The organism is Sporosarcina psychrophila (assembly GCF_001590685.1).
Lineage (GTDB): Bacteria > Bacillota > Bacilli > Bacillales_A > Planococcaceae > Sporosarcina > Sporosarcina psychrophila.
The window spans coordinates 3,805,045-3,819,796 of the sequence record NZ_CP014616.1 but is presented as its reverse complement, the minus strand read 5'-3'; the positions used below and the strand labels follow the sequence as shown (position 1 = coordinate 3,819,796).

The 14,752-nt window shown below is 42.1% G+C and carries 12 protein-coding genes; 11 read left to right on the top strand and 1 reads right to left on the bottom strand.

Annotation, left to right across the window (positions count from 1 at the left end; all coding sequences use genetic code 11):
- Positions 1–781 precede the first annotated feature (781 nt).
- The 10 genes from AZE41_RS22355 (at position 782) to argH (ending at position 12,680) form a co-directional block, all read left to right on the top strand.
- The gene (locus AZE41_RS22355) at positions 782–949 is read left to right on the top strand and encodes a YezD family protein (protein WP_082786694.1); all 168 of its coding nucleotides are present in this window, start codon (positions 782–784) and stop codon (positions 947–949) included.
- Between the two features lie 79 nt (positions 950–1,028).
- Positions 1,029–2,084, top strand: coding sequence for a sulfate ABC transporter substrate-binding protein (locus tag AZE41_RS18035; protein ID WP_067212406.1), 1,056 nt, complete (start codon positions 1,029–1,031; stop codon positions 2,082–2,084).
- 81 nt (positions 2,085–2,165) lie between these two features.
- Positions 2,166–2,999 (top strand): sulfate ABC transporter permease subunit CysT, encoded by an 834-nt coding sequence (gene cysT / locus AZE41_RS18030; RefSeq protein WP_067212403.1) that lies wholly within the window; start codon positions 2,166–2,168, stop codon positions 2,997–2,999.
- A gap of 11 nt (positions 3,000–3,010) precedes the next feature.
- A complete protein-coding gene (gene cysW, locus AZE41_RS18025; RefSeq protein ID WP_067212395.1) occupies positions 3,011–3,874 on the top strand; it encodes a sulfate ABC transporter permease subunit CysW in 864 nt (287 codons plus the stop codon).
- 16 nt (positions 3,875–3,890) lie between these two features.
- Positions 3,891–4,964: a sulfate/molybdate ABC transporter ATP-binding protein gene (locus tag AZE41_RS18020; RefSeq protein ID WP_067212393.1), complete on the top strand. Its 1,074-nt coding sequence runs from the start codon at positions 3,891–3,893 to the stop codon at positions 4,962–4,964.
- 355 nt (positions 4,965–5,319) lie between these two features.
- Positions 5,320–6,384 carry a DmpA family aminopeptidase gene (locus tag AZE41_RS18015; protein WP_067212391.1) on the top strand — a complete coding sequence of 355 codons (1,065 nt, stop codon included), beginning with the start codon at positions 5,320–5,322 and terminating at the stop codon, positions 6,382–6,384.
- A 265-nt stretch (positions 6,385–6,649) separates the two neighbouring features.
- Positions 6,650–7,702, top strand: a complete 1,053-nt coding sequence (locus tag AZE41_RS18010) for an extracellular solute-binding protein (protein ID WP_156476180.1) — start codon at positions 6,650–6,652, stop codon at positions 7,700–7,702.
- 284 nt (positions 7,703–7,986) lie between these two features.
- The gene (locus AZE41_RS18005; protein WP_067212387.1) at positions 7,987–9,057 is read left to right on the top strand and encodes an ABC transporter ATP-binding protein; all 1,071 of its coding nucleotides are present in this window, start codon (positions 7,987–7,989) and stop codon (positions 9,055–9,057) included.
- Between the two features lie 12 nt (positions 9,058–9,069).
- Complete coding sequence (locus AZE41_RS18000) at positions 9,070–10,791, top strand: ABC transporter permease (RefSeq protein ID WP_067212385.1); 1,722 nt, start codon at positions 9,070–9,072, stop codon at positions 10,789–10,791.
- A 371-nt stretch (positions 10,792–11,162) separates the two neighbouring features.
- Entirely contained in the window at positions 11,163–12,680 is a 1,518-nt protein-coding gene (argH, locus tag AZE41_RS17995) for an argininosuccinate lyase (RefSeq protein WP_067212384.1), read from the top strand.
- 122 nt (positions 12,681–12,802) lie between these two features.
- Here argH and AZE41_RS17990 read toward each other — a convergent pair whose 3' ends face one another.
- Positions 12,803–13,348 (bottom strand): helix-turn-helix domain-containing protein, encoded by a 546-nt coding sequence (locus AZE41_RS17990; protein ID WP_067212382.1) that lies wholly within the window; start codon positions 13,346–13,348, stop codon positions 12,803–12,805.
- Between the two features lie 111 nt (positions 13,349–13,459).
- Here AZE41_RS17990 and AZE41_RS17985 point away from each other — a divergent pair, with 111 nt between their 5' ends.
- Entirely contained in the window at positions 13,460–14,737 is a 1,278-nt protein-coding gene (locus tag AZE41_RS17985; protein ID WP_067212379.1) for an MFS transporter, read from the top strand.
- Positions 14,738–14,752: the final 15 nt, after the last annotated feature.

Below are 14,752 nucleotides of genomic sequence, written 5' to 3'. Positions count from 1 at the left end.
TGTACATAGGGTATCTAGTGTTTTATCAGTCACTTACGGGTTTACTTTGGCTAAGTAACATATGTTAAACAAATGATTCGCTATACAAACTGAGCGAAGGCTTATTGCGGGAGGCATCCCCAAGCGCCGAGCGTTGTTGAGAGGATTCTTTATGTTAACAAATATAGGTAATTCGTTGTAATTATACGGGTTAATTGTAATTCACTCCTTTATTTTAAAAATGCGTCTAGACAGATTAGAAAGGATACGCTATAATCTTATTAATCTAATAAAACATATCGAGTTACTTGGTTATTGAAGAGGTACCGTTGCTGATTAGTGTTCGGAGCAAGTTATCCAGTCGTTGAAATGAATTTAATAAAACCGGAGAAAGAGTCTGTATAGGGACCTCTCCCTTGATCTTTCATAGTAAAAAGATAGTAGCTGATCGGAAAACCGAAGGCTCTCAACCGAATTTAATGTTGAGAGCCTTTTTGTTTGTTTAAAATCATAGACAGTGTCAGCCACGTAAGGAATGTATGTGGACGAAAGAAATATAATGGGAGGTTTTTATTGTGCAGTATAGTTATGTTTCGCTTCTTAAATGTCCTAAACGTCCCTCTCCATAAATAGGCTAATTCGTTTACTCAGATATGAAAACTGCATATAAAAGGCTGCTGATCAGACGATTGAAGGCTCCTTGAAATCTATTATTCTTGTGAATATAGGCTTCTTGGAGCCTTTTATTATAATAATCGACTACATTAGCTGAGATATTAAAAATGAAAATAGGAGGCCTCACATGGTAGAAAAACAAATCGATGAGCAATGGATTGAGTGTATTGTACTGTCAGTGAAAGAAATCAAATGCGGATCGGTGGAAATCGTTATTCATGACTCGCAAATTAAGCATATTGATCGGCTGGAAAAGAGACGGTTTTCTTTAAAAAGTCAACAACTTGAGCAATGAAGACAAATGAAGATACAATCATAAACCAATCAAAAAGGGTTCTTATAAAGAATTGAAAATAGAAGTGGAGGTTAATAGGATGAAGAAAAATACGACAATAATCAAGTTTTTGGTGGGCATCACTGCAACGGTTGGGATTTTAACAGGATGTGGTGGTACTGAAAAAAGTGGGGATCAAACTGCCTCTGCCGAAAAGAAGAATTCAGTCGAGCTGTTAAATGTATCCTACGATCCAACGCGTGAGTTATACGAGGAGTTTAATAAAGAATTTGCTGCACATTGGAAAGATGAAACCGGACAGGAAGTGACTATTCAGCAGTCGCATGGTGGATCAGGAAAACAAGGTCGAGCAGTAATTGACGGTCTAGAAGCAGACGTTGTCACACTGGCCCTTGCTTACGATATTGACGAAGTCGCCGCCGCCCGTGACCTGCTAGCAGAAAACTGGCAAACTAGATTGGAAAATAACTCAACACCATACACGTCAACGATTGTTTTCCTAGTTCGAAAAGGCAATCCACAAGGCATTAAAGATTGGGATGACTTAACGAAAAAAGGTGTTTCGGTTATAACACCAAATCCGAAAACATCAGGCGGTGCTCGTTGGAATTACTTGGCGGCTTGGGCTTATGCGAATAAGAAATTTAATGGGGATGAAACGAAAGTGAAAGAATTTGTTGGCGATCTTTATAAAAACGTTGAAGTACTAGATTCTGGGGCTCGCGGTTCAACGACAACTTTTGTTGAACGGGGTATTGGGGATGTATTGCTTGCTTGGGAGAATGAAGCCTTCTTAACGTTAAATGAACTTGGAAAAGGTGAATTTGAAATTATCGTCCCATCACTCAGTATTTTAGCAGAGCCGCCAGTTGCAGTTGTGGATAAAATCGTCAAGAAGAAAGGCACAGAAGAAGTCGCACAGGCCTATCTGGAATACCTGTATACAGAAACTGGACAGGAAATTGCAGCGAAAAACTACTATCGTCCACGTGACCCAGAGGTATTAAAAAAATATGCAGATCAATTCCCAGACATTAACTTCGTTACAATTGACGATGATTTCGGTGGTTGGAAAGAAGCCCAGGAAAAACACTTTAATGACGGCGGCACCTTCGATGAAATTTACCTACCGTAGTGGTGTCTAATTAAAAAATCCAATTGATAAGTTGGAGTAGAGGCGTTAAAAACAGTTAACTACAGAAGTGAAGGTGAAGCAATGGCGAAGAAATGGAGATTAAAGAAACATAGTATATTGCCGGGATTTGGGCTGTCGCTCGGATTCACGATGCTGTATCTCAGCTTGCTCGTTTTACTTCCGCTCTCCATGATATTCATTAATACCTCATCAATGGGGTGGTCAGATTTTTGGGCAACGGTAACGGAACCGCGCGTCATTGCATCGTACAAAATAAGTTTTGGTACCGCATTTGCAGCAGCCTGCATTAATCTGCTATTTGGTGTATTGATTGCATGGGTACTCGTTCGCTATTCGTTCCCTGGCAAGCGAATCATTGATGGATTGGTAGATTTACCATTTGCACTTCCAACAGCTGTTGCAGGTATCGCATTAACAACACTGTATACGGAAAAGGGGTGGATTGGTCAGTTTTTATCGTTTAAAGTTGCGTTTACGCCTCTCGGTATTACGATTGCATTAACATTTATCGGCTTGCCATTCGTCGTCCGAATGGTGCAGCCGGTTCTTCAAAATCTTGAACGGGAAATGGAAGAGGCGTCTGCTATTTTAGGCGCGAATCGCTTTCAAACGTTTGTTAGAGTGATTGTTCCAGAAATTTTGCCAGCAGCAATGACAGGTTTTGCTTTAGCATTTGCCCGTGCGATTGGAGAGTATGGCTCGGTGGTTTTCATTGCAGGTAATATGCCGATGAAGACTGAGATAACACCGCTCATTATTATGACAAAACTTGAACAATATGATTATGCTGCTGCTACAGCAATTGGTGCGGTCATGCTCGTTTTCTCATTTGCTATCTTGCTATTTATTAACGGATTGCAGTGGTGGACTAATCGGAAATTTGTTCATAATTAGGAGGGAATTCCATGGCAAAACAGAGTCAGGTGCAGTTGGTTAGTAAGAATGGGAGCAAGCGGACTACAGATGCTCAGCCTCGGGTTCGTATTCCGCTAATTGCGATTGCACTCGGATTTCTATTGCTTTTTCTAGTATTACCGCTTGTTGCAATCTTTATAAAAGCTTTTGAAAAGGGAGCAGGCGTCTATGTAGCTGCAATTACAGACCCGGACGCACTATCGGCAATCAAACTAACATTACTTGTCGCCATACTTACGGTGCCACTAAACGCGATTTTTGGAATTGCAGCTGCATGGGCAATTACTAAGTTTGAATTTAAAGGGAAGAGTCTTTTAATTACCTTGATTGACTTGCCGTTTGCAATTTCACCAGTTATTGCAGGTCTCGTGTTTGTTTTATTATTCAGTGCCCACGGGTTGTTCGGTGAATTTTTATTTGCAAATGATATTAAAATTCTTTTCGCTGTCCCGGGCATTGTGCTTGCCACATTGTTTGTGACATTTCCGTTTGTTGCACGTGAGTTGATCCCACTTATGCAGGCGCAAGGAACGGCGGAAGAAGAAGCCTCCTTAACACTTGGAGCGGGTGGATTTAAAACATTCTTGCATGTCACGCTGCCAAATATCAAGTGGGGATTATTATACGGAGTCATTCTTTGTAATGCACGTGCAGTTGGTGAATTTGGCGCTGTCTCGATTGTTTCGGGGCATATTCGCGGTCTTACAAACACGATGCCGTTACATATTGAAATTTTGTACAATGAATATCAATTTTCCGCAGCGTTCGCTGTTGCATCTCTTATGTCCATTTTAGCGATTATTACGCTAGTTTTGAAAAACTTCATTGAATGGAAAACAAGTCAGCAAGGATAGAACAGGAGGTTACCACATGAGTATTCAAATAAAAGAAGTGTCGAAGAGGTTTGGCTCGTTTGATGCACTGAAAGATATTAACCTCGACATTAAAACAGGAGAGCTCGTGGCGTTGCTTGGACCATCTGGATCGGGCAAAACGTCGCTACTGCGCATAATTGCAGGACTTGAAGAGGCGGATCATGGGGTTGTCTTATTCGGTGAGGCAGACATGACCCATATTCGCACGACAGAACGAAAGGTTGGTTTCGTTTTTCAGCATTATGCCCTGTTTAAACATATGACGGTTTTTGATAATGTTGCATACGGATTGAAAGTGCGATCCAAAAAAGAACGGCCAACTAAAAAAGAAATTGCTGCGAAAGTAAATGAATTACTAGGACTTGTAAAGTTAGAAGCATTTGCTACTCGTTATCCATCTCAACTATCGGGGGGGCAAAGGCAGCGTGTTGCACTAGCGCGAGCGCTTGCAGTGGAACCAAAAGTACTGTTACTTGATGAACCATTTGGTGCGCTCGATGCAAAAGTGCGGAAAGAACTGCGACGTTGGTTGCGAAGATTGCATGATGATTTTCATATTACGAGTATATTTGTGACGCATGATCAGGAAGAGGCTCTTGACGTGGCGGACCGAATTGTTGTTATGAATGAAGGGAAGATTGAACAGATAGGTAGCCCGGAAGAAGTTTATGATCATCCAAACAGTCCATTTGTGTATGATTTTCTAGGGAATGTGAATATTTTTCATGGGCGCTTGCAAAATGGCAAGCTACTCAATGTACAGGTCGATTTGGATGCAGTAGATCTTGAAAGAGCTGAAAATAAGTTGGCTATTGGTTATGTTAGGCCACATGATGTGACGATTGAACGAGAAAGTACAGATACGGAAGCAGTTAAAGCGAAAATTATCCATATACATGTCGTGGGGCGCACTGTGCAAGTGGAACTAAAACGACAAGACAATGATCAATTTCTAGAAGCAGAATTGACGAAAGACAGATATCGGGAGCTAAATGTGAAAGCAGGTGAAGATGTATATATCAAACCGAATCAACTTCGTGTTTTCATTCCGGAAGACTTCTCGATTTGAAGCAATGATTTATAATGAAATTTAAATAGAACACTTCAACTACCTGATGCCGAATTTCTAGTGGCATCAGGTAATTTGCGTTCTTCGGAGAGCTTTCATTGTTTCCGAATTGTATTGGCGACAGTCAGCTTCTTGAAAACATAGAATAATCAAAACTTATCCACAAAAGCGGTGGATATCATGTGAGTAACCTGTTAGAATTATTAATAAATACAGATAACTCGGTTAGGTTAGTGTTAATAACTTTATCCACACTATAGAATGATGTGCTTTATTGTCGAAAGATACTAGGATATGCAGTGAAAACATTCTTTGACTGACCACTAAAAACCATTATTACCTGGAGTGATTAAAATTGAAGCTACAACAGCCGAAAAAAATTAGAGATAGAGGTATTACGATTGGTCGTCTTCCGGTCGGGATAAAGAATTGTATTACGGATGTAGAGGGTGTGAAAGTTGGGCATGTCACACTGGATAATCCACTGCAGGGGACTGAATACGCCGCTACTGGCGTGACTGCTATATTACCGCATGGGGACAATCTGTTTATGAATAAGGTAGTGGGTGCGAGCTATGTATTGAATGGTTTTGGAAAGACAACAGGACTCGTCCAGGTTGATGAATTAGGGCTGATTGAGTCACCGATTATGCTAACCAATACATTTGGTGTTCCCGCGGTTACACAAGGGGCCTTGCAGTATATGTTAGAACAAAACCCTGAGATTGGAGATACAACTGGAACCATAAATTTGGTTGTCGGGGAATGTAATGACAGCAGGCTAAACTCGATTCGCGAGCTACCGATTCAACCAAGTCACGCGATTGCTTCTATTAAAGAAGCTTCCACTGAGGCTTCCCTAGAAGGGGCGGTTGGAGCTGGAAAAGGCATGATTTGTTTCGGTTATAAAGGAGGAATCGGCTCTTCCTCACGAATTATCAAAGATGGCACAAGTGGGGAGACCTATACAATTGGTTGCTTAGTCCTTAGTAACTTCGGACGGAAAGAAGACTTTCAAATAGACAGATATCATCTGAGTGATAATCAGGATGTACCTACCTATCCTAAACCAGCAGATGGATCTATCATGATTGTCTTGGCTACAGATGCACCACTGGGTAGCAGGCAGTTAAAGCGGCTGGCGAAAAGATGTGGTATCGGGTTGGGGAGAATGGGTAGTCATTTTAGCAATGGCAGTGGTGACATTGTCATCGCTTTTTCGACGGCTCATAAAATACCGCATTCCACTTCGGATACTGTTGAAACAAGGCTTGAGCTAAGAGAAGATCATCCGATTATGAATGATCTTTTTTCAGGTGCATCAGATGTTACAGAGGAAGCGATTTTGAATTCATTGTCACAAGCAGTGACGACTACGGGACGAATGGGGAATACCGTACACGCCTATCCATTTGGATGAACATGAAATAATGAAGCGACCTTTTCAAGCATTAAAGTGCTTGAAGGGGTTCTTTTTTGTTTAATGAAAATAGTTACGGTTATAAATCGTATTTAGAAAATACCGATAAATTTGACTTGAATGAATTTCCATTTTAAACTAAATGAAACATCTCTAGTTGGGGAACCATATAGTAACAGAGTGGTAGTTAATTCCTCGGTACCTTGCAATCGTTTATATAACTAAAAGGGGGGTCATTTTATTGAAGAAAAAAGGAATCTTTAGTATGTTGCTTGTCCTGTTTCTCCTTGTTGCCGCAGCGTGTGGTAATGATAAAGGGGAAGGAGACACCAAAAAGGACGATGACGTAGTGAAAGAAGAAGGCGCTTCAGGCAAGCTCGTTATTTACACAGGGCGTGATGAAAGTGTTGTTGAGAAGGTCGTTGGAATGTTCAATGAAAAATACCCTGACATTCAAGTTGATAATTTGACGATGGGGGCACAACAAATACTGGAGCGTGTCCGCGGTGAGAAAGCGAATCCTCAAGCGGACTTCTGGTGGGGCGGTACACAATCCGCAATGATGGTGGCGGCGGATGAAGATCTGCTTATGCCGTTCAAGCCGTCATTTGACGAGGCGATTGCGGCCGACTATAAAGATGCTGAAGGCAGATGGTACGGAGAAATGCTATTGCCGGAAGTCATTATGATCAATAGCGATGTATTAACACCGGAAACGGGTCCGCAAGATTGGGATGATTTGTTGAAGCCGGAATGGAAAGATAAAATTGTTATCCGCGGCGTTCTAGCGTCTGGTACGATGCGTACAATTTACTCATCAATGATTTATCGTCAAGGTGCGGATGATCCTGAAAAAGGCTATGAATGGCTTAAAGGTTTAGATGCAAACACGAAAGATTATGCGCAAGATCCGACGAATCTCTATTTGAAGTTGGTGCGTCAAGAAGGAACGGTGTCGTTGTGGAATTTGCAAGATATCTTGCTGCAAAGTAAATTGAACAACCAACCGTTTGACTATATTTATCCGAAAAGTGGTGCGCCGATTCTGGTAGATGCGGTCGGTATTGTCAACGATGCGAAAAATGAAGCGAATGCGAAATTATTCTACGAATTCCTCTTTGATCCAGAAGTACGTGCAGAACTTGCGGAAGAACTTTATCAGATTCCGACACGCTCGGATATTGCCAAAGAAGATATGCCGGATTGGTATCAAGACCTTGACTTGAAGGCACTTGATATCGATTGGGAAGTGATGGCTGACAAAGAAGCGGAATGGATGGAGCATTGGGATTCAAATATCAAGGGTAAAGGGAAGTAATTGTAGTTGAAAGATAAGTATACCTTTTCTACATGGAATAATGACTAGGCGCCCTGCGCTTTTCATCGAGACCTCGGGTAATCAATCTCGGGGTCTTTCCATTACATAGTGACTATATTGACAAATGAACATCTATATAAACTGAGCAAGGGCGCCTTCTAAGGGGTGGCTGAAGCCCTGAAACTTACTTGGCATAGGGCGGGAGGCATCCCCCGAGCGCCGTAGCGGATTCAATGAATTTTTTTATTTCAACCTATATAGATTTGAGCGAAAGGGGTGACGGGATGAAGGGTGTTCGATTACAAGATATAACAAAAACGTTCGGAAAAGTTCACGGTGTGAAAGAGTTGAATATCGACATTCAACCTGGTGAATTTTTCACATTTCTTGGTCCGAGCGGATGCGGAAAGACGACGACGCTTCGTATGATTGCAGGATTTTATTACCCATCGGCGGGGAAGATTTTTTTCGATGAACGTGATGTAACGAGGTTGCAGCCAAATAAGCGAGACATCGGCATGGTGTTTCAAAACTATGCACTTTTCCCGCATATGACGGTAAATGAAAATATTGCGTTTGGCTTAGAAGTGAGGAAGTTTTCGAAAGAGGATATAAAAGCAAAGGTAGATGAAGTGAGGGGCCTTGTGCGGCTTGAACAATACGGTGGGCGAAAAATCAATGAGCTTTCTGGCGGTCAGCAGCAACGTGTCGCATTAGCTCGGGCGCTCGTCATTAAACCGGATATTTTACTGTTGGATGAACCGTTATCGAACTTGGATGCCAAGTTGCGCGAAGAAACACGTATTGAAATAAAAAGGCTGCAAGCGGAACTTGGTGTGACGACGGTCTATGTTACACATGATCAGACGGAAGCGATGGCGATGTCTGATCGCATTATGGTGATGGAAAACGGCTATGTACAACAGATTGGTACGCCGCAGGAAATTTACAATCGTCCAGTGAATCGATTCGTTTCATCGTTCATTGGCGAATCGAATACGCTAGAAATGACTATCATGTCGATCGAAAGTGAAAAAGTCGTTGTGAAAAATGAACAAGGTGTCACGCTGACGGGACTTCTTGAAAACAGTTCTCCGCTTGCTCCGATGAATAAAGGGGGAAAGATTCATGTGTCAATTCGTCCAGAATCAATTCTTCAGGGAGATGGGGAAAACACACTGACAGGAGAAATTACATTTGTTGAATTTACCGGTCTAAGTGTCAATTATATCGTGAAGATTCCTGGTATTACGCTCAAAGTAATGATTATTAATACAGGCGGAAAACTGTTGCAAATCGGGGATTCCATCCAGTTATCTATCCCGTCTCGAAGCCTTTACTTTCTTGGGGAATAGGGGGCTAGACTTATGAAAAAACAGACAATCTACTCTTCTCAAGATAGTTTGTGGGCACGTATTACGCGGTCCCCTTCATTTATCTATGTTCTTATATCACCATTGTTCCTCATTTTGTTTGGATATGTTATTTTTCCGTTTTACCAAACGTTCATCCAAAGCTTTGGCAGTGAGACAGGGCTGAACAATTATAAAAAGTTTTTCAGTTTGGAGAGTACATCCAATCTGGAAGCACTCTGGACGAGTGTGTACATTTCAGTAATTAGTGTTATTACGTGTGCGATTGTCGGCGTGTTGATGGCTTTTTTACTGGAGCGGTATGACTTTCCAGGGCGGCGTGTGTTGTCCATTCTCGTTTTAGTGCCAATGGCGTTGCCGCCGTTAGTTGGTGTGCTGTCGTTTACGTTTTTATATGGAGAAAGTGGGATTATTCCACGTGGTATCCAGCATTTATTCAACTTAGAGCAAGTGCCTTTCAAGCTAAAAGGGGTATGGGGCGTTATTGTGGTCCATACGTTTACGATGTATACGTACTTCTATTTGACCGCGTCGGCGGCGATTAAGGGACTCGATCCGTCACTCGAAGAAGCGGCGACAAACCTAGGTGCGAGCAGAATTCGGATATGGCGAAAAATCATTTTACCAATGCTGACGCCTTCCATTGTGGCCGCGGCGCTTCTCGTGTTCATGATTTCGATGGCGTCATACACAGCACCGCTCATTTTTGGAGTGGAGCGGACGATGACGATGCAAATCTATTTATCGAGAACGAATGGCAACTTGGATATGGCCGCAACACAATCGACAATATTATCATTTGTATCAATTTCATTTTTAATCATCATGAGATGGTACCAAAATAGGCGTAATTACCAAAACTTGAGCAAAGGAATTAGTGTCCATCGTTCGGAAGTGAAGTCGAAGGCGATGAAAGTGGTTTCCGTCATTCTATCTTTTGTTGGCGTTCTCATCTTGTTATTGCCGATTTTGACGCTCATTCTCATATCGTTATCTGTGGATGGCACGTGGACGACTCAAGTGTTGCCACCTGAATATACGTTTGACCATTATAAAGCATTATTCACGGATGAAAGGACATGGCGACCAATTTGGAACTCGTTGCAAATGGGCTTTGTGGCAACGCTTGGTAACATCGTGTTCGGTGTCGCAGCGGCGTATGCGATGGTAAGGCTTAATTTCAAAGGGAAGACATTGCTTGATATTTTAATCATGGTTCCGTGGGCGCTTCCTGGTACTGTTGTAGCAGTGAATTTGATTGCAGCATTCAGTGAAGAAAATATTTTCGCTTTCAATCAAGTGTTGATAGGGACGTTTTGGATATTGCCACTCGCTTATTTCATTCGCCACTTGCCACTCGTTTTCCGTTCGACATCGGCGTCGTTAATGCAGATGGACCAATCGATAGAGGAGGCTTCGAGGAGTCTTGGCGCTGGTTGGTGGATGACGTTCCGAAAAATCGTTTTACCATTGACGTTGACGGGGATTTTAGCAGGAACTCTTCTTGCATTTGTTCAAAGTATTGGGGAGTTTGTGGCATCGATCCTCATTTATAGTACGTCAACGATGCCATTATCAGTAGCCATTTTCCAAAAGATGTATGCCTTTAAATTTGGAACAGCCTGTGCATATGGTGTGTTGCAAATCATTTTAATCCTCATTGTGTTGACGATTTCTGAAAAGTTATCTAAAGGAACTGCTGGTTCGGCGATTTAACCTACTATATAAGTTGAGGTATTGATTTCGGCGTATAAACTGAGCGAAGGCGCCTTAACAGGGGTAGCCGAAGCGAAGCCACTGAAAAAGTTCTTATTTATAGTAAGAACTAGTTGATTGTAGTGAAGAGCGGCGACTCCGGCGGGAACAGCGCGAGCTGAAGACCCCGCAGGAACGCAGTGACGAGGAGGCTGAAGCCGTGCCCGCGGAAAGCGTCCGCTCGGAACGGAAATCAACGGTATTGAAGGAAATTGTACTTTTTCAGTGCCCTGAGCCGAAGCTGCCTGGCTTATGGCGGGAGGCAACCCCTAGCGCCGCAGTGGTTCAATGGAATTCACATATATAATTCTTAAATGGAAGGATGTATGTCAATGATTAGGAGCTTCAAAGATCGTATCAATGAAGTCGAAGGAGAAGAGTTTCCGTCTAAAACGTATCGGAAAATGGTTTTGCAACCTGCTTATGATGAAGCGAAGAAGTACTTTTTACATTCGATGATACAGATTCATACTGCACATTTAAAAATGTTGGAAGAGCAAGGTATTGTCAGCCAGGAAGATGCAGTGACGATTGGGAAAGCAATCCAGACACTCGATGTGGATTATTACAGTACGGACCATTACAATCCGCTGTTTGAAGATCTCTTTTTCCGCATTGAGCATGATTTGATTGAGGATGCGGGGGAGATTGCGGGGAATTTGCATATTGCGCGAAGCCGGAATGATATGGGAATCGCTATTTACAGAATGACATTACGCAAAAAACTGCTTGAGTTGATGAGTGAGATGCTAGCGTTAAAAGATGCACTGATTGCATTTTGTGAAGAGCATGTCGATACGGTGATGATTGGTTATACCCATACGCAACAAGCGCAACCGACTACGCTCGCCCATTATTTAAAAGCGGTTATAGATCAACTCGGCAGAGATTTCAAGCGCGTTCAGTCGGCGTTTGGAACGGTAAATCGAAGTAGTATGGGAGCGGCTGCACTAACAACAACGGGTTTTGCAATCAGCCGTGAACGAATGCGAGATTTGCTGGCGTTTGACGATATTATCGAGAATTCATGGGATGCGGTGGCTGGCGCGGATTACATTACGGAATCGGCGAGTGCAGTTCAGTTGTCCGCGTTAAACTTGGGGCGTACTGTTCAAGACTTTCTAACATGGGCAACGCAGGAATTTAATGTTTTCACTTTGGCTGATCCATATGTCCAAATAAGTTCGATCATGCCTCAAAAACGAAACCCGGTGTCGATTGAACATATGCGTTCTTTATTGTCAGCAGTTGTGGGTGATACGAATACAGTGTTGACGATGGTGCACAACACACCGTTTGGGGATATTGTGGATACGGAAGACGATATGCAGCCTTTTTTGTGGAAAGCGATTGATCGGCTGATTGGAATCTACCAATTGTTCGGCAGTGTCGTCCTAACAATGAAAGTAAATAAGAAAAAGTTACTTGAACGGGCGGAAAGCAGTTTTGCGAACGTAACAGAACTGGCTGATACATTGGTTCGTTCGGAGCAGATTACCTTCAGACAATCCCATCTAATCGTCAGTAATTGTGTGAAGAAATTGGTAGTCGCAGGCGAGGAATCGTTAATGAGCCTTACGTGGCAACTGGCGAATGACCAGGCACAGCTTGTTTTGAATAAAGATTTACTAATCACTGAAGAGGATTTCTATAAAACGTTACGTCCGCAACATTTCGTAGCTATACGAACGATCTACGGTGGACCTTCCGCGGAAACGATGAAAGCTTCACTCGAACAATCGAAAGAGTTTACGAAAGAAGCAATGCATTGGCTCAATGATAAAGAACGTAGAATTATTGATGCAGAAATTCAGTTGGCAACATTTAAAACTGATTGGGGTAAGTCTTGAAGACAGTAACCTACTCAACTCCAACACGAGTATGAATGTTAGTGCAATACATTTTCATGTTGGAAATGACATGAGAAAAGATAAATAACCTCCGACCAATTGCTGGTTAGAGGTTATTTGTGTTATTTTTCATCATACGAAATACATAAAAAACGCACATCGTTATCAGTATAATTATACCAATAATGCAGGTCTCGGGAATCAACCATAATGGAGTCGAAGGCATCAAGTGTATGTAGTTTTTCTCCGATTTGCACTGTCAATTGTCCCTCGAGAACATATAAAAACTCCTGTCCTTCGTGGGTGATGGGATCACCTTCATTTTGATTAGGTTTCATGACAACAAGGAGTGGTGTAAATGCTGGTTGATTCATCTCACCGCTCAAATCTTTGTAATAAATATTATGTTCATTCGTCCGCATTGGAACGGTTGAATTCCGATGAACTACTTCTTTTTCTTCGTTTGGGTCGATGAAAAAGTAACTTGGATTCACTTCGAGAGCAATGGAAATCTTTTTAAGGGACTCCAGTGTTGCTGACGATTTCCCGCGTTCCAGTTGAGATAAAAAGCTAATGGAAAACCCGGTCATTTCAGCTAGGACTTTCAATGTCATACGTCTTTTTGTTCGAATTTCCTTTATTTTAATACCCAAGTTACTATCTTGCATTTAATCACTCCTTAAAAAAATGTTGACAGAAAATTTTATTATCAATATGATAGAATTAATCTAAATTGAAGTGTCACTTCAATTTAGTTAACAAACAAAGGGGAGTTTGGTATGGATAAAAGAAAGATGAATCGCGTCTTGCTTGCGAGTCTCGTAGGAAGTTCGATTGAATGGTTCGATTACTTTTTGTACGGAACAGTAGCGGCACTCGTTTTTAATCAAGTATTCTTTGTAACCGAAGACCCGTCAGTCGGCCTAATACTAGCGTATGCATCATTTGCACTCGCATTCTTCATCCGTCCGTTCGGGGGAATTATTTTTAGTCACATTGGTGACCGGATAGGAAGAAAGAAAACACTTGTCCTAACACTTTCGCTGATGGGTGTTGCAACATTCGGAATGGGGCTATTGCCAACATACCAAGCAATCGGTATTTGGGCGCCGATTCTACTGATTACACTGCGCTTGATTCAAGGGTTAGGAATCGGCGGAGAATGGGGTGGAGCATTACTGCTCGCTGTCGAATATGCACCAAAAGAAAAACGTGGACTTTATGGAAGTGTACCACAAATGGGAATTACGATTGGGATGCTACTTGGAACAATTGCACTTTCGATTATGACACTTCTTCCTGAAGATTCATTTATGACATGGGGATGGCGCGTTCCATTCATCTTAAGTGCGTTGCTTGTCGTGTTTGGGTTATGGATTCGTAAAGGAATTGACGAAACACCGTCGTTTAAGGCAGTACAGGAAAAAGGGGAAATTCCGAAAGTACCGCTATTCCATACGTTAAAATATCACTGGCGCGAAGTACTCATCGCAATTGGCGCAAAAGTTGTTGAAACTGCACCATTTTATATTTTCAGTACATTTGTTGTATCTTATGCAACGACAAATCTTGGGTTCACTCGGACAGCAACATTAGGTGCGGTTATGGTCGGAACAATTGTTACAACGATCTTAATACCGATTATGGGCGCTTTGTCTGACCGTGTTGGTAGAAAACCGTTGTATGTATTCGGAACAATCGCCATGGCATTGTATGCATTCCCATACTTCTGGTTAGTGAAACAAGGTTCGGTAACACTCCTAGTTATTGCAACAGTAATTGGACTGGGCGTCATTTGGGCACCGATTACCGCAGTTCTTGGCACAATGTTATCAGAAATTTTCTCTGCAGAAGTCCGTTATACGGGTATCTCACTCGGTTATCAGATTGGTGCGGCATTAGCAGGAGGAACAGCACCACTTGTTGCAACGGCACTTTTACTAAAGTTCAACAACTCATATGTGCCAGTCGCACTGTATATTATCTTTACTGCAGTCGTTTCATTGTTAGCGGTTTGGGCTGTAAAAGATCGTAAAGGTCAAGAGTTGGACGCATAAATAAAAAAAGGTGGT

What these genes read in the sequence shown, in the direction of transcription:
- AZE41_RS22355 (WP_082786694.1), top strand. Translation starts at nt 782, where the DNA reads ATGGTAGAAAAACAAATCGATGAGCAATGGATTGAGTGTATTGTACTG.
- AZE41_RS18035 (WP_067212406.1), top strand. Translation starts at nt 1,029, where the DNA reads ATGAAGAAAAATACGACAATAATCAAGTTTTTGGTGGGCATCACTGCA.
- cysT (WP_067212403.1), top strand. Translation starts at nt 2,166, where the DNA reads ATGGCGAAGAAATGGAGATTAAAGAAACATAGTATATTGCCGGGATTT.
- cysW (WP_067212395.1), top strand. Translation starts at nt 3,011, where the DNA reads ATGGCAAAACAGAGTCAGGTGCAGTTGGTTAGTAAGAATGGGAGCAAG.
- AZE41_RS18020 (WP_067212393.1), top strand. Translation starts at nt 3,891, where the DNA reads ATGAGTATTCAAATAAAAGAAGTGTCGAAGAGGTTTGGCTCGTTTGAT.
- AZE41_RS18010 (WP_156476180.1), top strand. Translation starts at nt 6,650, where the DNA reads ATGTTGCTTGTCCTGTTTCTCCTTGTTGCCGCAGCGTGTGGTAATGAT.
- AZE41_RS18005 (WP_067212387.1), top strand. Translation starts at nt 7,987, where the DNA reads ATGAAGGGTGTTCGATTACAAGATATAACAAAAACGTTCGGAAAAGTT.
- AZE41_RS18000 (WP_067212385.1), top strand. Translation starts at nt 9,070, where the DNA reads ATGAAAAAACAGACAATCTACTCTTCTCAAGATAGTTTGTGGGCACGT.
- argH (WP_067212384.1), top strand. Translation starts at nt 11,163, where the DNA reads ATGATTAGGAGCTTCAAAGATCGTATCAATGAAGTCGAAGGAGAAGAG.
- AZE41_RS17990 (WP_067212382.1), bottom strand. Translation starts at nt 13,348, where the DNA reads ATGCAAGATAGTAACTTGGGTATTAAAATAAAGGAAATTCGAACAAAA.
- AZE41_RS17985 (WP_067212379.1), top strand. Translation starts at nt 13,460, where the DNA reads ATGGATAAAAGAAAGATGAATCGCGTCTTGCTTGCGAGTCTCGTAGGA.